The sequence below is a fragment of the Streptomyces sp. NPDC002669 genome (assembly GCF_042889165.1).
Lineage (GTDB): Bacteria > Actinomycetota > Actinomycetes > Streptomycetales > Streptomycetaceae > Streptomyces.
In genome coordinates, this window is record NZ_JBIAQQ010000007.1 from 194,183 (window position 1) to 214,305 (window position 20,123).

The 20,123-nt window shown below is 73.0% G+C and carries 18 protein-coding genes; 9 read left to right on the plus strand and 9 right to left on the minus strand.

The window, feature by feature from the left end; all coding sequences use genetic code 11:
- Positions 1-117: 117 nt before the first annotated feature.
- A complete protein-coding gene (gndA, locus tag ACFYW1_RS13510) occupies positions 118-1,560 on the minus strand; it encodes an NADP-dependent phosphogluconate dehydrogenase (protein WP_388991090.1) in 1,443 nt (480 codons plus the stop codon).
- Between the two features lie 172 nt (positions 1,561-1,732).
- Between gndA and ACFYW1_RS13515 the strand changes: the two genes are divergently transcribed.
- The 4 genes from ACFYW1_RS13515 (at position 1,733) to ACFYW1_RS13530 (ending at position 4,895) form a co-directional block, all read left to right on the plus strand.
- Positions 1,733-2,329: a TetR/AcrR family transcriptional regulator gene (locus ACFYW1_RS13515; protein WP_388991092.1), complete on the plus strand. Its 597-nt coding sequence runs from the start codon at positions 1,733-1,735 to the stop codon at positions 2,327-2,329.
- A complete protein-coding gene (locus ACFYW1_RS13520; RefSeq protein ID WP_388991094.1) occupies positions 2,322-3,245 on the plus strand; it encodes an alpha/beta fold hydrolase in 924 nt (307 codons plus the stop codon). Before ACFYW1_RS13515 ends, ACFYW1_RS13520 begins: the two co-directional genes overlap by 8 nt.
- A gap of 164 nt (positions 3,246-3,409) precedes the next feature.
- Positions 3,410-4,093 (plus strand): DUF4232 domain-containing protein, encoded by a 684-nt coding sequence (locus ACFYW1_RS13525; RefSeq protein WP_388991096.1) that lies wholly within the window; start codon positions 3,410-3,412, stop codon positions 4,091-4,093.
- Between the two features lie 142 nt (positions 4,094-4,235).
- Positions 4,236-4,895 carry a TOPRIM nucleotidyl transferase/hydrolase domain-containing protein gene (locus tag ACFYW1_RS13530; protein WP_388991098.1) on the plus strand — a complete coding sequence of 220 codons (660 nt, stop codon included), beginning with the start codon at positions 4,236-4,238 and terminating at the stop codon, positions 4,893-4,895.
- A 113-nt stretch (positions 4,896-5,008) separates the two neighbouring features.
- On the opposite strand, the gene ACFYW1_RS13535 is transcribed toward ACFYW1_RS13530, so the two are convergent.
- The 3 genes from ACFYW1_RS13535 to ACFYW1_RS13545 are packed head-to-tail and all read right to left on the minus strand — an operon-like array spanning position 5,009 to position 8,616.
- The gene (locus ACFYW1_RS13535) at positions 5,009-5,794 is read right to left on the minus strand and encodes a 3-oxoacyl-ACP reductase (RefSeq protein WP_148833593.1); all 786 of its coding nucleotides are present in this window, start codon (positions 5,792-5,794) and stop codon (positions 5,009-5,011) included.
- Positions 5,795-5,800: 6 nt separating this feature from the next.
- Positions 5,801-7,204, minus strand: a complete 1,404-nt coding sequence (locus ACFYW1_RS13540; protein WP_388991100.1) for an aldehyde dehydrogenase family protein — start codon at positions 7,202-7,204, stop codon at positions 5,801-5,803.
- A 47-nt stretch (positions 7,205-7,251) separates the two neighbouring features.
- On the minus strand, positions 7,252-8,616 hold the full coding sequence (locus ACFYW1_RS13545) for a glutamine synthetase family protein (RefSeq protein ID WP_388991102.1): 1,365 nt from the start codon (positions 8,614-8,616) through the stop codon (positions 7,252-7,254).
- A 436-nt stretch (positions 8,617-9,052) separates the two neighbouring features.
- Here ACFYW1_RS13545 and eat point away from each other — a divergent pair, with 436 nt between their 5' ends.
- Positions 9,053-10,522 (plus strand): ethanolamine permease, encoded by a 1,470-nt coding sequence (gene eat, locus ACFYW1_RS13550; RefSeq protein WP_388991104.1) that lies wholly within the window; start codon positions 9,053-9,055, stop codon positions 10,520-10,522.
- Positions 10,523-10,719: 197 nt separating this feature from the next.
- A complete protein-coding gene (locus ACFYW1_RS13555) occupies positions 10,720-12,189 on the plus strand; it encodes a peptidoglycan DD-metalloendopeptidase family protein (protein ID WP_388991106.1) in 1,470 nt (489 codons plus the stop codon).
- Here the strand turns inward: ACFYW1_RS13555 and ACFYW1_RS13560 are convergent.
- On the minus strand, positions 12,159-13,361 hold the full coding sequence (locus ACFYW1_RS13560; RefSeq protein WP_388991108.1) for a DMT family transporter: 1,203 nt from the start codon (positions 13,359-13,361) through the stop codon (positions 12,159-12,161). The genes ACFYW1_RS13555 and ACFYW1_RS13560 overlap by 31 nt on opposite strands.
- A 218-nt stretch (positions 13,362-13,579) precedes the next feature.
- Here ACFYW1_RS13560 and ACFYW1_RS13565 point away from each other — a divergent pair, with 218 nt between their 5' ends.
- A complete protein-coding gene (locus ACFYW1_RS13565; protein WP_388991110.1) occupies positions 13,580-14,263 on the plus strand; it encodes a (2Fe-2S)-binding protein in 684 nt (227 codons plus the stop codon).
- A 121-nt stretch (positions 14,264-14,384) separates the two neighbouring features.
- Here the strand turns inward: ACFYW1_RS13565 and ACFYW1_RS13570 are convergent, their stop codons facing one another.
- Positions 14,385-14,840, minus strand: coding sequence for an ATP-binding protein (locus ACFYW1_RS13570; protein ID WP_388991112.1), 456 nt, complete (start codon positions 14,838-14,840; stop codon positions 14,385-14,387).
- Positions 14,841-15,134: 294 nt separating this feature from the next.
- Here ACFYW1_RS13570 and ACFYW1_RS13575 point away from each other — a divergent pair, with 294 nt between their 5' ends.
- Both ACFYW1_RS13575 and ACFYW1_RS13580 read left to right on the plus strand, forming a co-directional pair.
- Positions 15,135-16,619: an SDR family NAD(P)-dependent oxidoreductase gene (locus ACFYW1_RS13575; protein WP_388991114.1), complete on the plus strand. Its 1,485-nt coding sequence runs from the start codon at positions 15,135-15,137 to the stop codon at positions 16,617-16,619.
- 349 nt (positions 16,620-16,968) lie between these two features.
- On the plus strand, positions 16,969-17,145 hold the full coding sequence (locus ACFYW1_RS13580) for a hypothetical protein (RefSeq protein WP_388991116.1): 177 nt from the start codon (positions 16,969-16,971) through the stop codon (positions 17,143-17,145).
- Between the two features lie 109 nt (positions 17,146-17,254).
- Here ACFYW1_RS13580 and ACFYW1_RS13585 read toward each other — a convergent pair whose 3' ends face one another.
- From ACFYW1_RS13585 to ACFYW1_RS13595, 3 genes are read right to left on the minus strand one after another with little or no spacing between them, the layout of a single operon-like run.
- Complete coding sequence (locus ACFYW1_RS13585; RefSeq protein ID WP_388991118.1) at positions 17,255-18,691, minus strand: lipase maturation factor family protein; 1,437 nt, start codon at positions 18,689-18,691, stop codon at positions 17,255-17,257.
- Between the two features lie 37 nt (positions 18,692-18,728).
- Positions 18,729-19,253, minus strand: a complete 525-nt coding sequence (locus tag ACFYW1_RS13590; RefSeq protein ID WP_388991120.1) for a DUF1990 family protein — start codon at positions 19,251-19,253, stop codon at positions 18,729-18,731.
- Entirely contained in the window at positions 19,250-20,098 is an 849-nt protein-coding gene (locus ACFYW1_RS13595; protein ID WP_388991122.1) for a YndJ family protein, read from the minus strand. Before ACFYW1_RS13595 ends, ACFYW1_RS13590 begins: the two co-directional genes overlap by 4 nt.
- Between the last annotated feature and the right edge of the window lie 25 nt (positions 20,099-20,123).

Sequence of the window (20,123 nt, forward strand, 5' to 3'; positions counted from 1 at the left end):
ACGCCCGGGCCGCGCCGACGGGAGTTCCGGTGCCGATCCGCGCGGACCGCACCGAGCACATCGTTCCGCGCCGACCGCACTGCCCCGCCCGGATCACCCCGCCCCGCGCCGTCCGGGTCACCCCGCGGCGATCTCCGACCGGTCGCCGCCCCAGAGCGTGTGGAAGGAGCCCTCGCGGTCGGTACGGCGGTAGGTGTGCGCGCCGAAGAAGTCGCGCTGCCCCTGGGTGAGCGCCGCGGGCAGCCGGTCGGCGCGCAGTCCGTCGTAGTACGAGAGCGCTGCCGCGAATCCCGGCGTCGGCACGCCCTGCCGTACCGCCTCGGCGACCACCGCGCGCCAGTCGTCCTGCGCCGCGCCGATCTCCGCGGCGAACTTCTCGTCCGACAGCAGGCCCGGCAGGTCGGGGCGGACGTCGTAGGCGGCCCGGATCCGGTCGAGGAACGCGGCCCTGATGATGCACCCGGCCCGCCAGATCGCCGCCACCGCCCCGAGGTCGATGTCCCAGTCGTACGCCTCGCTGCCCGCCCGGATCTGGTGGAACCCCTGCGTGTACGAGACGATCTTGGACGCGTACAGCGCCTGCTCCACCCGGTCGGCGAAGACCGCGGCCTCGGCCGCGCCGAGCGGGGAGGCCGATGGGCCGGGCAGGTCCCGGGCGGCCTCGCGCAGATCCGCGTGCCCGGACAGGGAGCGGGCGAAGACGGCCTCCGCGATTCCGGAGACGGGCACTCCCAGGTCCAGGGCGATCTGCACCGTCCAGCGGCCCGTGCCCTTCTGCTCGGCCCGGTCCTGCACGATGTCGACGAAGGGCTTCCCGGTGGCCGCGTCGGTGTGGGCGAGGACCTCCGCGGTGATCTCGATCAGATACGAGTCGAGGCGGCCGGTGTTCCAGCCCCGGAACGTCTCGGCGATCTTCGCGGGGGAGTAGCCCGCCACGGTGCGCAGCAGGTCGTACGCCTCCGCGATCAGCTGCATGTCCGCGTACTCGATGCCGTTGTGGACCATCTTCACGAAGTGCCCGGCCCCGTCGGGACCGATGTGGGTGGTGCACGGGGTGCCGTCCTTCGCCCGGGCGGCGATCCGCTCCAGCAGCGGTCCCAGCGACTCGTACGACTCGGCCGAACCGCCCGGCATGATGCTCGGCCCGTTCAGCGCGCCCTCCTCGCCGCCCGAGATGCCGACGCCGACGAAGTGGATGCCGAGCCCGCGCAGTTCCTTCTCCCGGCGCCGGGTGTCCTGGAAGTGCGCGTTGCCGCCGTCGATGATGACGTCGCCCTCTTCGAGGAGCGGGGCGAACTCCTGGATCACGGCATCGGTCGGGTCACCCGCCTTCACCATGATCACGAGCCGGCGCGGCCGTTCGAGTGCCGCGACGAACTCCTGCGGGGTGTGCGCGGGGACGAAGGATCCCTCGCCGCCGAACTCCTCCACCAGGGCGTCCGTCCGCGCGGCCGTCCGGTTGTGCACCGCGACCGTGAGGCCGTTGCGGGCGAAGTTGCGCGCGAGGTTGCGGCCCATGACCGCGAGTCCCGTGACGCCGATCTGTGCCGTGCCGCTCATCCGTGTGCTCCGCAATCCGTCTCGGAAGTGCCCGGATCCTCGATCCGGCCGGAATCTTCAGTATGGGTTCGGGGCGGGGGAACGGCCTGTTCGCCGTCGACTGCGGGATGTCACCTTGGTATGTTAGAAAAGTGCCTAGGGCTCCTAGGATTGATTGCGGTGGAGGTGGCGGATGGTTCGCGCGGGACTCACGACCGAGCGCGTGGTGGAGGCGGCGGCCGACCTGGCCGACGACATCGGCTTCGACAAGGTCACGATCTCCGCCCTGGCCCGGGGCTTCGGCGTCAAGGACGCCAGCCTGTACTCGCACGTCAAGAACCTCCAGGACCTGCGGTTCCGGGTCGCGGTGCTGGCCTCCGAGGAGTTCATCGACCGGATCGCCGCCGCTGTGGTGGGCCGGGCCGGGAAGGACGCCCTGGTCGGGTTCGCCGATGCCTACCGGGCCTTCGCGCTGGAGCGGCCGGGCCGGTACGAGGCGACGCAGCTGCGGGTCGATCCCGCCGTCGCGGCCCGGACGTCCGCGTATCGCCGCACCATCGAGACCACGGGCGCCATGCTGCGGGCCTACGGCCTGGCCGAGCCCGATCTCACGGACGCCGTACGGCTGTTGCGCAGCACCTTCCACGGCTACTGCGCGCTGGAGGCGAGCGGGGGCTTCGGTGCGCCCCGCGATGTGCAGACGTCCTGGGAACGGACCGTCGAGGCCCTGCATTTTCTGCTGGAGCACTGGCCGTCGGCCACGGGCGAGGGGGAGAACGAAGATGGCTGATCACATGGCACCGGACCGTTCCGGACACCTGGAGGTGCCCGGCGCGACGCTGTACCACGAGGTGCGCGGCGAGGGCCCGTTGCTGCTGTTGCTGCCGGGAGGCAGTGCCGACGCGGGGATCTACGACCGGATGGCGGCGCGGCTCGCCGACGGGTGGACCGTCGCGACCCTCGACCCGCGCGGGTACTCGCGCAGCCTCATCGACGGCGGGACGGGCGAGCAGCGGGTGGCGGTGCAGAGCGAGGACGCGTACCGGCTGATCGAACTGCTCGCGCCGGACGGCGGACCGGTGTCGGTCTTCGGAGCCAGCTCGGGGGCGATCGTGGCCCTGGACCTGCTGGCCCGGCACCCCGAGCGGCTGCACCGGGTGGTGGCGCACGAGCCGCCCCTGGTGGAGCTGCTGCCCGATCCGGAGCGGGGACGACGGCTCTTCGCCTCAGTGCGGGACTCCTTCCGTGCCGGAGGGGTGGCCGCGGCGCTGGCCACCATGACGGAGGGGCTCACGGCCCCGGACGCGCCGCCCGTACGGGAGACGGCGGCGGAAACAGCGACGGCGGCGAGGACGGAGACGGAGACGGCGAGGACGGAGAGGGGCGAGCAGACGGTGCGGGAGGCCGAGGCCGTGCAGCGGATGCGTGCCAACCTTCCGGTGTTCCTGGAACACGTACTGTGCTCGTTCAGCGGTCACGCCCTGGACCTGGAAGCGCTGGCACGCGGGGGACGGAAGCTGGTCGTCGGGATCGGGGAGGAGTCCGGCACCCTGCTCACGGCGGTCCCGGGGCCCCGGCTGGCGGACCGGGTGGGCGGCGGGCTCGTGGAGTTCCCCGGCGGCCACACCGGATCGAGCGAGCACCCCGAGGCGTTCGCCGAGCGGCTGCGGTCGGTATTGCTCGACCGGGCCGCTCCCGGCGCGTGAGACCGGGAAGAACGGGGCGCGGGACGTAGGCTCTGTGCCGTCGGCCGCCACCTCGGCGAGACGCCGGCCGGGTGCGAGTGATGCGTCGGCAGGGCTGTACGGGCTGGTGACCGCGGCGGGGACCACTCCGCGAAACCCACCTCACCGCACAGGGGAATCTCGACATGCGCACTTCCCGGATCAGTACCCTCACGCTGGCCGTCGGCACCACCGCACTCGCCCTGTCCCTGACCGCCTGCGGCGGTTCGGGCAGCGCCGTCGACGGGGCCGCGAACACACGCATGGGCACCACCACGGTGGGCGGTTCGGCGGGGACCGGGACCGCGCGGCAGGTGTCGGGCACGGACGACGCCAAGAACGGCTTCGCCTCCGTCTCGCGCTCCGGCTCCACCGGGGGCGGCACCGTCACCTCCGCCGGTGCCGTTCCGTGCACGGGCGACGAGATGGCGTACTCCGTGCTGCACCGCTTCCCGGACCAGCCGGGCGAGCACCTGCTGATCACCGCGCGGAACGCCGGCTCCGAGCCCTGCTGGGTCACCTCGTCCCCGGCGGTCGTGCTCGGGGACGACCCGGACGTCCTGCCCCACTCGACGAAGGACGCCCCGGGCGGCAGCGCCCGGATCACGGTCCGGCCCGGCGGCAGGGTCTACTCCGCCGCGGCACTCTTCGCCGACGGCCCGGGGCCCCGTACGGCGGCAGCCCTCTCGATCGCCCTGCGCGACGGTACCGGGCACATGGGCCCGGCCGTCGAGCAGGGCGCCCGCGACGGCGAGGGCGCGCCGTCGCGATTCACCTGGTCCAGCGCCGACATCACGAACTGGAACACGGCCAGGCCCTACGACTTCTGATCGCGCCGGCCCCGACCGGGCCGGGCGCCCGCAGCCGTACCGGAACGTCGCGCGTCCCTCCGCGCCGACGGCGCACCCGGTGAAGTCCCGTGCGGGAAAAGTCCGTTGCGGACCCCCCGGCCATGGCTGAGAGACTGGGCGGATGGATACGACGAGGCGGTTTCGGGCAGCGGCCGTGGAGTGGGCGGCCGACGGCGCCGGGGCGCCTGCCGCCGCCGCGGCCGCACGCGAACTGGCCACCGGCCCCGCCCTGCGCACGGCCGTGCTCGTGGAAGGGGTCAGCGACCAGGCGGCGCTCGATGCGCTGGCCGCGCGCCGCGGCCGGGCCCTCGACGCGGAGGGCATCGCCGTCATCCCGCTCGGGGGCGCCACCAACATCGGCCGGTTCCTGAATCTGCTGGGCCCCCAGGGGCTCGGCATCACGGTGGCGGGACTGTGCGACGCCGGCGAGGAGGGCCACTTCTCGCGCGCACTGGAGCGGGCGGGTCTCGGCCACGGCCTCACCCGCGCCGACATGGAGCCGCTCGGTTTCCACGTGTGCGTCGCCGACCTGGAGGAGGAGCTGATCCGCGCCCTCGGCGCCGACGCCGTGCAACAGGTCGTCGAGGCCCAGGGCGACCTGCGGGCCTTCCGCATCTTCCAGAAGCAGCCCGCCCAGCGGGAGCGGAGCGTCGAGCGGCAGCTGCGGCGCTTCATGGGAACCATCAGCGGCCGGAAGAGCCAGTACGCCCGCTCGCTCGTCGACGCCCTGGACCTCGCCCGGGTGCCGCGCCCGCTGGATCGCCTGCTCGCGCACGTGTAGCGGCTCGACGGACCTCTCTGCGGGACGACGGACGGCCCGGCCCCGTACGGGCGTACGCGGCCGGGCCGGAGCGGTGCCCCGCGGTGTGCAGGGCGAGGGGCCTGCGGTCGTGCCTAGAGCGGCGTGACGTACGCGCCGGAGAGCCCGCCGTCGACCAGGAAGTCGGTGGCGTTGACGAAGGAGGAGTCGTCGCTGGCCAGGAAGGCCACGGCGGCGGCCATCTCGTCGGGTTCGGCGAACCGGCCGACCGGGATGTGCACCAGCCTGCGCGCCGCCCGCTCCGGATCCTTGGCGAACAGCTCCTGGAGCAGCGGGGTGTTGACCGGCCCGGGGCACAGGGCGTTGACCCGGATGCCCTCACGGGCGAACTGCACCCCGAGTTCGCGGGACATGGCCAGGACGCCGCCCTTGGACGCGGTGTAGGAGATCTGCGAGGTGGCGGCGCCCATCCGGGCCACGAACGAGGCGGTGTTGATGATGGAGCCCTTGCCCTGGCGGCGCATGTAGGGGATCGCCGCCTTGCAGCACAGGTAGACGGAGGTGAGGTTGACCTCCTGCACCCGCCGCCAGGCGTCGAGGCCGGTCTCCAGGATCGAGTCGTCGTCGGGCGGCGAGATCCCCGCGTTGTTGAAGGCGATGTCGACCGAGCCGTAGGTGTCGAACGCGGCCTTGAACAACGCCTCGACCTGCTCGGCGTCCGTGACGTCGGTACGGACGAAGAGGCCGGCGACCTCCTCGGCGACGGCCTTGCCGCTCTTCTCGTCCACGTCCGCGCAGACGACGTGGGCGCCCTCGTCGGCCAGCCGCCGTGCGGTGGCGAGCCCGATGCCGCTGCCGGCTCCGGTGACGACGGCGGTGCGGCCGACCAGGCGGCGGCAGACGGCGGTGGTGTCGGTCATGGTGCTTCAGGCCTCCGTGCTGATGAAGACGTTCTTGGTTTCGGTGAAGGCGGCGAGGGCGTCGGGACCGAGTTCACGGCCCAGCCCGGACTGCTTGTAACCGCCGAAGGGGGTCGAATAGCGGACGCTGGAGTGCGAGTTGACCGAGAGGTTCCCCGCCCGAAGGCCCTGGGCCACGCGCAGGGCGCGGCCCACGTCACGGGTCCAGACCGAGCCGGCGAGCCCGTACTCCGTCGCGTTCGCCAGGCGCACGGCGTCCGCCTCGTCGTCGAAGGGCAGGACCACGGCGACCGGGCCGAACACCTCCTCGACGGCCACCGGCGCGTCCGGCGACACCCCGGCGAGCACGGTCGGCGGGTACCAGAACCCCGGCCCCTCCGGGGCCCGGCCGAGGATCGTCCGTACGCCGTCCGGCGGGCCCTCCCCGCCGAGGCCGTCCACGAAGCCGCGCACCCGGTCCCGCTGGGCGGCGGAGATCAGCGGCCCCATCCCGGTCTTCTCGTCGGACGGGTCGCCGACCACCACGGCGGCGACGGCCGGTGCCAGCAGATCGAGGAAGCGGTCGTGGACGGAGCGCTCGACGAGGATGCGGGTCCGGGCGCAGCAGTCCTGGCCCGCGTTGTCCAGGAAGGACATCGGGGCGGCCGCCGCCGCGGCGGCCAGATCGGCGTCGGCGAAGACCACGTTCGGGCTCTTGCCGCCGAGCTCCAGGGTGAGGGGCTTCACGCGGCCGGCGCAGCGGGCCATGATGTGCTTGCCGGTCCGGGTGGAGCCGGTGAAGACGATCTTGGCCACGCCGGGGTGCTCCACCAGGGCGTTCCCGGCCACCGCGCCCTCGCCGGGGAGCACCTGGAAGAGCCCGTCGGGCAGCCCGGCCGCCAGGGCCAGTTCCGCCAGGCGCAGCGCGGTCAGCGGTGTGGTCTCGGCGGGCTTGAGCAGGACGGCGTTGCCGGCGGCGAGCGCCGGGGCCGTGCCCCAGGCGGCGATCGGCATCGGGAAGTTCCAGGGTGCGATGACACCGATGACGCCGAGGGGTTCCAGCAGGGTGAAGTCGATGCCGCCCGCAACCGGGATCTGTCGGCCCGTCAGGCGTTCGGCGCCTCCCGCGCAGTAGTCGAGGAGGTCGCGGACATTGCCGGCCTCCCAGCGGGCGTTGCCGATGGTGTGGCCGGCCTCGTGGACCTCCAGCAGGGCCAGTTCCTCGATGTGTTCGTCGACCACGGTGGCGAAACGGCGCAGCAGCCGGGCGCGGTCGGCGGGTGCGGCGGCGGCCCAGGTGCGCTGGGCGGTGGCGGCGCGGACGACGGCCGCGTCGACGTCGGCGGGGGTGGCGGCCGGGACGGTCGCGACGACCTCGGCCGTGGCCGGGTTCAGGACGTCCAGGTTGCGGGGTTCGGACTGAGGGGACACGTACGGGCCTCGATCATCGGGAACAGGAACGGGGGACGGGGCGGAGGTCACAGGCGCTCGAAGGAGCGGCGCAGCTCCCAGTCGGTCACGGCGGCGTCGTACGCGGCGAGTTCGACACGCGCCATGTTCAGGTAGTGCGCGACGACCTCCTCGCCGAAGGACTCCTTGGCGATGGGACTGGCCTCCCACAGGTCGGCGGCCTCGCGCAGGGTGGTCGGCACCTGTTGGTACTCGGCGGTGTAGGCGTTGCCGGTGCACACCTCCGGCAGCGGCAGCTCGTGCTCCACCCCGTACAGCCCCGCGGCGACCAGTCCGGCGGTGGCGAGGTACGGGTTGACGTCGCCGCCGGGCAGCCGGTTCTCGAAACGGCGGGAGCGGCCGTGGCCGACCACCCGTAGCGAGCAGGTGCGGTTGTCGTGCCCCCAGGCGACGGCGGTCGGCGCGAACGACCCGGGCTGGAACCGCTTGTAGGAGTTGATGTTCGGCGCGTACAGCAGCGAGAAATCACGCAGCGCGGCGAGCTGCCCGGCCAGGAAGTGCCGCATCAGCGGCGACATGCCGTCCGGGCCGTCGCCCGCCATCGCGTTGTCGCCGTCGCCGTCGGTGAGCGAGAGGTGGATGTGACAGGAATTGCCCTCGCGCTCGTCGTACTTGGCCATGAAGGTGAGCGAGACGCCCTCCTGCGCGGCGATCTCCTTGGCGCCCGTCTTGTAGACGGCGTGCTGGTCGCAGGTGATCAGCGCCTCGTCGTAGCGGAAGACGATCTCGTGCTGACCGAGGTTGCACTCGCCCTTGGCCGACTCGACGGTCAGCCCGGCGGCCTGCATCTCGTTGCGGATGCGGCGCAGCAGCGGTTCGACGCGGCCGGAGCCCAGGATGGAGTAGTCGATGTTGTACTGGTTGGCCGGGGTCAGTCCGCGGTAGTCGCGGTCCCATGCCTCCTCGTAGCTGTCCTTGAAGACGATGAACTCCAACTCCGTGCCCACCTGGGCCCGGTAGCCGAGTGCGGCCAGCCGGTCCAGCTGGCGGCGCAGGACCTGGCGCGGCGCGGCGACGACCGGGCTGCCGTCGTGCCAGGCGAGGTCGGCCAGCAGCAGGGCGGTGCCCTCGTGCCAGGGGACGAGCCGCAGCGAGGCGAGGTCCGGGACCATGGCGAAGTCGCCGTAGCCGTGCTCCCAGGAGGACATCGCGTAGCCGTCGACGGTGTTCATGTCGGTGTCCACGGCCAGCAGGTAGTTGCAGCCCTCGGTGCCGTGCTCCAGGACCTCGTCGAGGAAGAACCCGGCGGCGAACCGCTTCCCCTGGAGCCGCCCCTGCATGTCGGGGAACGCCAGCACGACGGTGTCGATCGACCCGTTCGCGACGAGCGAGCGCAGCTCCTCGACGGCGAGCGGGGGTGTGCGGTCTGCCACGGGATTCCTCCTTGGGTGCACCGAGATCCATAAGGTATGGCAGTTGACCATTGCTTGGGAAGAGGGCCGGTGGGTGGTGGCGAGGAGGGGGCCGGTGGAGCCCGTCGCCGGTCGAGGGGTGAGGCCGAAGGGATGATTCCGCCGTTGCCCGGGAAGGGTGTTCGCGCGAAGGCGGTGGGTTCCGTGCGCGATATCGGCGCCGAGGTGCCGCTGCCGTCGCGGATGGCGCCGTCGGGACGTCGTGCCGGTCGGCGCTCCCTCCCGGGACGGGGCCGCCCGGGGGTGGTGCGGCGTGCATCCGTAACCACTCTTTTGCGTACGCCCCTTGTGTTTCCCCCGGCGTTCCACAAAGGTGTGCCACCGAACCTTTGTCGAAAGCTCGCTCTTCGCCCCCACACCCCGGCGCAGCGCCGCCGACACACGACTGGAGCGCCTCATGACCCAGGGAACCGGTACCACCACCAGTCCGCCGGGCGGCCCCGGCGGCGGGTCGTCCGGCGCGGACGAGTACCTGCACCGCCGCACACTGCGCCGGGGCAGCGCGGGCTGGCTCCTGCTGACCGGGCTCGGCGTCGCCTACGTCGTGTCCGGCGACTACTCCGGCTGGAACATCGGTCTCTCCAAGGGCGGTTTCGGCGGACTGGCCGCGGCCACCGTGCTGATGGGCCTGATGTACGCGTGCCTGGTCTTCGCACTGGCCGAACTCTCCGCCATCCTGCCCACCGCGGGCGGCGGTTACGGCTTCGCGCGGCGCGCCCTGGGGACCTGGGGCGGCTTCCTCACCGGCACGGCGATCCTCATCGAGTACATCCTCGCCCCGGCCGCCATCTCGCTGTTCATCGGCGACTACGTCGAATCGCTCGGCCTGTTCGGACTCACCTCCGGCTGGCCCGTCTACCTCGCGTGCTTCGCCGTCTTCATCGGCATCCACCTGTGGGGCGTCGGCGAGGCGCTGAGGTTCAGCCTGATCGTGACCGCCATCGCCGTGGCCGCCCTGCTGGTCTTCGCCATCGGCGCGTTCACCGAGTTCGACGCGAGCCGCCTCGACGACATCCCGGTGGACACCGGTGCGTTCGGCTCCTCGTCCTGGCTGCCCTTCGGACTGCTCGGCATCTGGGCCGCCTTCCCCTTCGGCATGTGGTTCTTCCTCGGCGTCGAGGGCGTGCCGCTCGCCGCCGAGGAGGCCAAGGACCCGGTCAGGTCGATGCCGAAGGCGCTGGCCATCTCGCTGACCGTACTGGTGGGGCTGGCGGTGCTCACCTTCCTCTCCGCCACCGGGGCGCAGGGCGCGAAGGCCATCCAGGAGGCCGGCAACCCCCTCGTGGTCGCGCTGGAGGGCGACGGCGGCCCCACCGGCCTGAGCCGGTTCGTCAACTACGCGGGCCTCGCCGGTCTGGTGGCCTCGTTCTTCTCACTGATCTTCGCCGGCTCCCGACAGCTGTTCGCGCTGTCCCGCGCCGGTTACCTGCCGCGTTTCCTCTCGCTGACCAACCGCCGCAAGTCCCCCTACCTCGGCCTGCTGATCCCCGGCGCGATCGGCTTCACCCTGGCCGCCTGGGTCGGCAACGGCGGCCGGATGCTGAACGTCGCCGTCTTCGGCGCCACCATCAGCTACGCGCTGATGGCGCTCTCCCACATCGTGCTGCGCCGCCGCGAGCCGGATCTCGAACGGCCCTACCGCACGCCCGGCGGCGCGCTCACCTCGTCCGTGGCCTTCGTGCTGGCCTGCTCGGCGCTGGTGGCGACCTTCCTGGTGGACCGGAACGCGGCGTTCATCGCCCTCGGGGTGTACGGGGTGGCGCTGGCCTACTTCGCCCTGTACAGCCGGCACCGGCTCGTCGCGAACGCCCCGGAGGAGGAGTTCGCCGCGCTGGCGGCGGCCGAGGCCGAACTCTCCCGGGACTGACCGGCCGTAACCGACGGCACGTCAGGCCCCGCCGGGGCAGGGGATCGTGCGGGCCCGGGGCCCGGGTGTCCCGCTCGCCCCGGCGGGGGACGGGATGGATGTGACGGGTGAATACGGGTGCTCTCTTGTCATCTCCCTTTGACTGCACATAAGTTGGGCGCTTGCGACGTGTCCTATTGCCTGTGGGGAGCCAAGTCATGGCCGCGAACGGACGGCACCGCAAGTATCAGCCCAGCCGGATCAACCGTGCCTCGCTCACGGTCACCGCGGGCGGTGCGGGCCTCGCGCTCCCGCTCCTGGCGGCGACTCCGGCGGGCGCCACCTCCCCGGACGTCTGGGAGAAGGTCGCCGCCTGCGAGTCCACCGGCAACTGGCACATCAACAGCGGCAACGGCTACTTCGGCGGACTGCAGTTCACCCGCTCGACCTGGGCGGCCTACGGCGGCACGCTCTACGCCCCGCGCGCCGACCTGGCCACCAAGGACCAGCAGATGGCCATCGCCGAGAAGGTGCTCGAAGGACAGGGCCCCGGCGCCTGGCCGGGCTGCTCGACGAAGGCGGGACTGACCCGGAGCGGCGACACCGCCGACATCGCCCCGCAGTCGCAACGCACCGATCACGTACGGGCGTCGGAGAAGCAGCAGCAGAAGAAGCAGGCCGCCGACCGGAAGGCGCGGGCGGAGCGGGCGGCCGCGGCCGCCTCGCCGACCAACGTGCCCGGCAAGCGCGAGTCGTACACCGTGGCCCGGGGCGACTCGCTCTCCGCGATCGCGGCGTCCGAGCACGTCCGGGGCGGCTGGCAGCGCCTCTACGAGGCCAACCGCGAGATCGTGGGGGACGACCCGGACCTCATCTTTCCCGGACAGCGGCTGAACGTCGACCCGGCCGCCCGGTCGCGGAGCACGGCCCGGACCCCCGAGGCGAAGCCGAAGGCGCGGCCCCCGGCCCCGACGAAGCCGCCGAAGGCGGGCACGGCGGAGCCCGAGCACCGCGCGGCGGCCCCCGAGCGTCAGGCGGCCAAGTCCCACGACCGGACCACCGGGACCGGGACGGGGACCCGGCCGGTCGCCTCGCAGCAGCACCAGGAGGCGAAGCCGAAGACCCGGCCGGCGGCCCCCCGGCAGCACCAGGAGGCGAAGCCGAAACCGCAGCAGAGCGCGAAGCCGCACCAGAGCACGAAGCCGAAGCCGCAGCAGAGCGCGAAGCCGAAGCCGCACCCGAAGAAGACCGAGAGCCATCGGCCCAAGGAGCGGCCGGAGAAGCACACCGGCCTCGTCGCCCCCGTCTCGGCCGGCATCGGAACCCCGTACCACCAGGCCGGTTCCTGGTCCAGCGGCTACCACACCGGGGTCGACTTCCCCGTACCCACCGGTACGTCGGTGAAGGCGGTGGCCTCCGGCACGGTCGTCTCGGCGGGCTGGGGAGGGGCTTACGGCTACCAGGTCGTCATCCGGCACAGCGACGGCAAGTACAGCCAGTACGCGCACCTGTCGGCGCTGCACGTGCGCGAGGGACGGCACGTCACAGCGGGCCAGCGCATCGCGCGCTCCGGCTCCACCGGGAACAGCACCGGCCCGCACCTGCACTTCGAGATCCGCACCGGCCCCGGCTACGGCTCGGACATCGACCCGCTGGCCTACCTCAGGGCGGGCGGCGCCAGGGTCTGAACGGCCCCGTGGGTCCCGGCCGCGTCGTCCGGCGCGGCGGGACCGTCGGACGGGCGTCCCCGGAGCGCGGCGTCGGAACGGGGCCGCGCGTCCGTGAACTCCACCTGCTCCAGACACATCAGCGGCATCAGCAACGGCAGCCGGCGCCGCTCGGGCACCGTCGCCGGGACGGGCTCGACCGCGGACGGCGCCGGGACGGGTCCCGCGGGCCCGGGCTTCACCGCCTCCTCGCCGGGTACCACCTCCGCACCCCGCGGCTCCCGCTCGGCCGTCACGATGTCCAAAAGCCCATCGCTCGCCGCGGCGTCCGGGAGCTCGCCGTCCGCCGCCCCCGAGGCCCGCCGTTCCGCGCCCAGGCGTTCCGTCGTGAGCAGGATCAGGCCTCCCGCGGCGAGCACCGCGCATGCCTGGGCGAGCACGGCCCCGGCCGTGCCGTGCCGGAACCCCTCCCCGAAGAGCGTGAGGCCGACGACCGCGGCCACCACCGGGTTCACCACGGTCACCGTGGCCAGCGGCGCGGTCAGCCCGGCGCCCCGGTACGCGGACTGGGAGAGCAGCAGGCCGGAGGCGGCGAAACCGCCGATCGCCACCAGGGCCGGCAGCCCGGCACCCACCGCGCCGGAGGCCAGCCCGACCGCCACCGTCTTGGTGAACACGGAGGCGATGCCGAACGCGACCCCCGCCGCACCCGCCAGGACCACACTGCGGACCACCGGCCGGCGCACGCCCCTGGAGGCCAGCAGGAGCGTCCCGATCGTGCCGAGCGTCAGCCCGGCGAGCAGCAACTGGTCCGGGCCGTTCAGAGCGCGCGACTCGGCGTTCCCGGTGAGCGCGAGCAGACCGGCCAGCCCGACCGTCGTCATGATCGCGCCGCGCCACGCGGTGGCCCCCGCCCGGCGGCGCACGAAGAGCGCCGCCATCGGCAGGGCGAAGACGATGGTGAGCGCCCCGAGCGGCTGGACGAGGCTGAGCGGGCCGTAGGCCAGCGCCACGACGTGCAGCACCGCGCCCACCCCGTTCAGCGTCACGGCGGCCCACCAGACGCGGTTGCGCAGCGGTGCGAGCGAGCCTCTGTCCCCGTCCGCGGCCACGCGTTCCTGGACGATCGCCCCGGCCGCGTACGCGACCGCGGAGACCAGTGACAGAAGCACGGACAGCGCGAGGGAACTCATGTGCACCACGATGTCCCTTCGGGACGGCCGCGTCGTCGTCCTTGAGGCTGCGATTCGGCGTACTGCCCAAGTAGTACGGGTGTGGTCCCGGTGTCCTCCTCCCGAGGGTAGCCCTCCCTCCGGAGGACCTCGCACCATTACGGTGAACGCCGCGGCGCGGGCGTCCGGGCCCCGCGCGCCGAGCCGGCGGACGGGCGCCGCCGGGAGGGAGCAGGGGGATGGTGGACGGGTCCGCGGCGGCCTCGGTGGGCGGATTCTTCGCACTGCGGACCGGGGCGCCGCCCGACGGCGCGCCCCGCCCGCTGGCGGAGCTGTACGCGGGGGAGTCCGCCCCGCTCACCGCCCGCATCGACACCGTCGCCGCCCGGCTGCGCACGTCCGAGCGCCGGGTCGCCGCCTCGATCGCACACCTGGGACTGGCCTCGCGCCTCTGGTCGGTCGCGCTCGGGTCCGCCGCGCTGACCGGCGGTTTCCCCGCGCTCACGCCCGGCCTCCTGCGCTGGGCCCCGGAACGGACGGCCCCCGACGACCTGTGGCTGGAGGACACCGGGTCGCTTCCCGGCACCGCCCGTCACATCAGGGAGGAGGTCCAGTACGGCCACCTCGTGCCCCTCGCCGAGGCGATCCACCGGGACGGCCCGCTGTCCGACCGGCTGCTGTGGGGCAACGCGGGGTCGGCACTGGCCGGCTCGCTGCGCCAACTGGTCACCTGGGCCCGCACGCACCGGCGCCCCGACGTCGGCGCCCGGGCCCGCGCGCTGACCGCCGAACTCTTCGACCACCCGGACCTGCGGGACACCGGGGCCCCGCACGACCCGGCGTTCCGCAGGCGGAGCTGCTGCCTGTACTACCGGGTTCCGGGCGGCGGACTGTGCGGGGACTGCGCCCTGGAGAGGAACTGACGCACCACCGGTGCCGGGGGCTTTCCGTCCGGGCGCCCACGAGCGCGGACGCGCCGCCCGTACCGCCGGCGCCGGGGCGGGCGTGGTCGTGGGGCGGGCGGCGTCCCGCCCGCCCCACAGCTCAACTGCTCAGCTGGAACTCGGCCCGGATGCGCTTGCCCACCGGCACGCGCTCGGCGGTCAGCCGGTCGCACAGCGCCACGACGATCTCCATGCCGTGCCCGCCGGGGCGCGCCGGGTCGGGGGCGCAGAACAGCGGCAGGGCGGCGCTGCTGTCGTACACCGTGACGCTGACGCGTTCCGCGGTGCCCTCCAGCTCCAGCAGATAGGGGCCCTGGCTGTAGCGGTCCGCGTTGGTGACCAGCTCGCTCACCGCCAGCATCAGGTCGCCGCGGGTGCGTTCGCCGAACACCGCGAGCCACTCGGCGGCCAGCCGGACCAGGAAACGGTCGGCCAGCGCCCGGGCCCGCGCGATGCAGCCGGGCTCGCCGGTGAACACCTCGGCGCTGTGCAGCACCTCCGGATACCGGTCCGGGGCGGGGCGGCCGGCCGGGCGCGAGGTGACCTGTTCGTTCATGTGCTCCAGCCAGGGCGAGCGGGAAAGTCCGGTGACAGCTTCTCGACGTCCGCCTACCCGCGGGGAACGGTCCCACTCCGAGGAGAACCCACCAGTTTTCGGCCATGGCCGGACCGGTCGGTCGCGCCCCTTCCCGCACGTCGCGCGCCGGGCCGGTCCGGCGGGGCTCCGCACGATGTCACGCGAACGGAGCAGCGCCGGGTGCATGGCAGACTTGACCGGGGCGTTCGGCCCGGCAGAGCAGGTCAGGTACGGCGGTCGGCGCCACGAGAGACGGATGACAGAGGAACGGCGATGACGGTGACAGAGGACAGCCCGGAGCTCGCTCCCGGAACTGAGGAGTTCGGTCCCGGCATCGACCCGGAGCGGCTGGCCGTCTGCCTGAGCGTGCTCGACGAGCTCGACACGATCGAGATCGACCACCCCGACGCCGTCGCCGTGCGCCGTGCCACCGCCGGGATCTACCGGACCGTGAAGCAGCGCCGCCGCCAGGAGCGCCGCGCCGCCAAGACCGCCCACGACAAGGCGGTCACCGAGGCCACCGCGACCGGCTCGGCCGAGCGGATCGACGACGAGACCCAGGGCGTCCTGCCGTCCTCGTCCACCCGCGGCGAGATCGCCGGGGTGCTCCAGCGCCCCCGCTCCTGCTACATCTGCAAGACCCGGTACACCGAGGTGGACGCGTTCTACCACCAGCTGTGCCAGCCGTGCGCGCAGGAGAACCGGGCGCGCCGCGACGCCCGGACCGACCTCACGGGCCGGCGCGCGCTGCTGACCGGCGGCCGGGCGAAGATCGGCATGTACATCGCGCTGCGGCTGCTGCGCGACGGCGCGCACACCACCATCACCACCCGCTTCCCCAACGACGCGATCCGCCGCTTCAAGGCGATGCCGGACAGCGGGGAGTGGATCCACCGGCTGAAGGTCGTCGGCATCGACCTGCGCGACCCCGCCCAGGTCGTCGCGCTCGCCGACTCGGTGGCGGCCGAGGGCCCGCTGGACATCCTGATCAACAACGCGGCGCAGACCGTGCGCCGCTCCGCCAACGCGTACAGCGAGCTGGTCAACGCCGAGTCCGCGCCGCTCCCGGCGGGCGAGCTGCCCGCGTCGGAGGTCATCGGCACCTTCGGCAGCGGCACCGTCGACCGGGTCACCGCGCTCCCGGCCGCCCGCAAGGAGGGCCTGAGCGCGCAGGACGTCACCGAACTCGCCCTGGTCACCGGCTCCGCCTCGCTGGAGCGGATCGCCGCCGGAACGGCGATCGACGCGGGCGGTCTCGTCCCCGACCTGCACCACACCAACAGCTGGGTCCAGACCGTCGACGAGGTGGGGCCGATCGAGCTGCTGGAGGTCCAGCTCTGCAACTCCACCGCCCCGTTCATCCTGATCAGCAGGTTGCGCCCGGCGATGGCGGCGACCGCGGCCGAGCGCGCCTACGTGGTCAACGTCTCCGCGATGGAGGGCGTGTTCGGCCGCGGCTACAAGGGAGCGGGCCACCCGCACACCAACATGGCCAAGGCCGCGCTGAACATGCTCACCCGCACCAGCGCCCAGGAGATGTTCGAGAAGGACCGCATCCTGATGACGGCCGTCGACACCGGCTGGATCACCGACGAGCGCCCGCACCCCGACAAGATCCGTCTCGCGGAGGAGGGCTTCCACGCCCCGCTCGACCTGGTCGACGGCGCGGCCCGCGTCTACGACCCGATCGTGCGCGGCGAGGCGGGCGAGGACCTGTACGGCTGCTTCCTCAAGGACTACGCGCCGGGCAAGTGGTAGCCCGTCCGGCGGCGCGGTGACGCGCGAGCCGCCGCGGACCCGGCCGGGAGACATTCCTGGCCGGGTCTTTCTTGTACGAGGTGGCCGAAAGTGACCAGTAGCACACATTCCATCGAGCATGGCGGCGCTCATTTGGTTACTCTGATGTGAACGGACGTAATCGAGGAGTCCACAAACTCTCCTCGACTGTCCTGGGACAGGCTTGTCAACCAAGTCGCCGTCCCGCCCCCGTACCCGGCGCCACCGCGACCGAACTGTTCTTGCCCCTGCCCCCACGAGTGGCCGATCTCCCGGTGATGAGGCCGGACGTCGGCGGCCCCCGGGGCTACGCGACACGAAGGAGTGCGCGGTGACGACACCGGAACTGACGAAGCACGAGAAACGATCCGCCGAACGGCACGGGGACCGGGCCCGCACGCCCGAGAAGCTCCGGAACATCGAGGTCTGGGCCAGGTCCGCGCCGATCCGGCTGGCCGGCTACGAGGACGACCTCGCCGAGCCGCACATCCTGCCCGGCATCGACTGAGACCGATCCACGGACCTCCGTCCGAACGGCCGGGCTCCGGTCCGCAGCACGCGGACCGGAGCCCGGCCGTTCCGGGCGTCCCCGGCCCGCCGGGCGGCGTGCCCGCGGCTCAGGACCGCCGGGCCGGGCCGGTCCGGGCGGGGCCGAGCGAGACCGGGGGCATGAACTCCCGCACATGGGTCCGGTGCCACCAGCGCCCGGTGGCCCGCAGCTCGCGCCAGGTGGTGTACCGGTAGCGGTACACCCGGGCGCGGACATGGACGGGCGGGGCGTCGGGGAAGGGGTTGTGGCGCAGCAGCCGCAGCGTGTCCCGGTCGTTCTCCAGCAGCCGTTCCACGAACGGGCCGAACCAGGGCCGGGCGTACGCGGGGGAGAGCGCCGCGAACCACATCAGCCAGTCGAGCCGCAGATGGTACGGGGCGAACTGGCGGGGCATCCGGCGCGGATCGCCCGGCTTGCCGCGGAAGCCGTACTCCTGCCAGCGGGTCCCGTCGTGGAGTTCCCGCTCGTCCGTGCCCTCGACCACCACCTCCAGCCGGACCCGGCTGATGCTGCCGAAGGCACCGTAGGTGTTGACCAGGTGCAGTGGGTCGAACGAGCGGTTCATCACCTGGCGGCGGGAGACGAGGTTGCGCGCCGGGCGGTAGCTGAGGAGGACGACCAGCGCGGTGACCGCGATGACGACGACCTCGTACCAGAGCGGCGGCGCGGCCTGCGCGGGCATCCGGACGAACGGGGACCAGTCGACGGCGGACAGGGCGAGGGTGATGGTCAGCCAGTTCAGCCAGGCGAAGTTCCCCGAGAGCACCAGCCACAGCTGGGTGACGATCATCAGCCCGGCGGCGGCGCCCGCCACCGGCTGCGGGGTGAACAGGAGCACCGGCACCAGGAGCTGGGTGACGTGGTTGGCCGCCACCTCGGCCCGGTGGAGGGGCTTCGGCAGCCGGTGGAAGAACCAGCTCAGCGGCCCCGGCATCGGCTGGGTCTCGTGATGGAAGTACAGACACGTCAGCCCGCGCCAGCACTCGTCGCCCCGGATCTTGATCAGCCCGGCGCCGAACTCCACCCGGAACAGCACCCAGCGCAGCAACCACAGCACCAGCACCGGCGGGGACGTGGGCCCGTTGCCTAGGAAGACGGCGAGGAAGCCGGTCTCCAGCAGCAGCGATTCCCAGCCGAAGCCGTACCAGGTCTGACCGACCTGGACGATCGAGAGGTAGAGGAACCAGGGCAGCGCCCACAGCAGCATCGCCGCCCAGAGCGGTACGCACGAGTCCACCCCCGCGAGCAGGGCGACGGCGAGTGCGCAGCCGGTCCAGGCGACGAGGGCGAAGAAGCGGTCGGAGTAGTGGAGCCGGAAGAGCCCGGGACCCTCGCGCCAGTCCGTGCGGCGCAGGAAGTCGGGCACCGGCAGCATGCCGCGTTCCCCGATCAGGGCCCGGAACTGGAGCGCCGCGGTGAGGAAGGCGAACAGGTACACACCGGCGAGGGCCCGCTGGAAGACCAGCCGGCTGAGCCAGTACCCGTCCGCGGTGAACCACTCCATCACTTCCAGTATCGGTCCGGAGTTCCGCCCCGGCCCCTCAGTTCCGCCCGCCGCGCCCCTCGGCCACGACGCGGCGGAGCACGGTGCCCAGCCACCGGGCGTAGCTCCGCTGGAGCACCGGGACGACCGGGCCCGCGAGCCGGGTGTACCAGACGGCCGGGCGGCTGAACGCCAGGACGGTGAACCACACCGTCCCGTCGTCCGCCAGCTCCACCACGAAGGACTCCTCGCCGCGTTCCGGGTGCCGGACCTCGGTCCCGTAGGCGAACCCGATGCGGTCCTGCTCGTACGCGGCCCAGACGACCTGGCAGGGGGCGGTGAACCGGAGCGGGCCGACGCCCAGCGACACCCGGACGCGGACCCCGGCCTCGGCGCGGTCCGCCGACGCGCGGACCCGGGCCCCGCCGGTACGATGCATGCGCCATTCGGTGACCGCCGCGCCCGCCGCCTCGAAGTCGGCCCGGCCGCGCCCGACCCGGGTCCGGTGGTGCAGGTGGTGGTACTTGTGGGGCAGCGGGCCGAAACGGGTGGCGCCGACCTCGGGGTAGGTGAGGGTGCTCATGCGGTCCTGCTTTCGTGGTCGGTGCGGAGCCGCTGCCAGGCGAGCAGCGAGCAGAGGGCGAAGCCCAGGGCGTTGCCGAGGCCGTGGGTGGCGGCCATCCAGGTCAGGGTGGGGTGGGGTAGTCCGGTGGCCTCGCCGAGCGCCCAGCTCAGGGCGAGGACCATGGTGACGGCGAGCACGGCGGACGGGACGGCGAGCAGTATCCGGGTGGTCCGGTCCCGTTGTCCGGTGCGGACCGACCGCCAGGTGAGGAGGGCGACGGCCCACATTCCCGCGGTCAGGACGACCGCCCCGGCCAGCTCGGCCCAGTCCCCGATGAAGTAGCCGATCAGGACGAGCAGGGTGCCCAGCGGAACGCTCAGCGCGGCGAACCCGCCCCCGGGGCTGTCGGCGATTTCGCAGACGAGCCCCGCGATCAGCGCGGCGGCGAATCCGGCGAAGTGGAAGTGCGGCACGGTCAGCGCGAGGATGTCGAGCCCGAAGCCGAGGAGCGGGTGCCCCGAGCGTTCGGCGACCAGTGCGGTGGCGGCGATCGACGGGGTGACCAACGCGGTGAGCAGGGCGATCTCGGCGGGTGTCACGGCAGCGGGCCCGGCCGCCCGGAGGGCGCGGAGCAGCCGGGGCGGGGCGTGCAGGGCGAGGAGCACGGTCCCGAGCGCGTAACAGACCGCCAGTGCGGTGGCGGCCGTGCCGCGCGGCAGCCACAGGGCGACGGCGCCGGGGGCGGCGAAGAGCGGCCACAGCCGCCGCATCCCGTCCAGCTCGGGCGCGGCGATCAGCCGCAGCCCCGCGGGAACCACCACCAGCATGCCCAGCATCACGATCGAATTGACCAGCGCCGACATGGCCGCCCCCTGACTTGAACGTGTT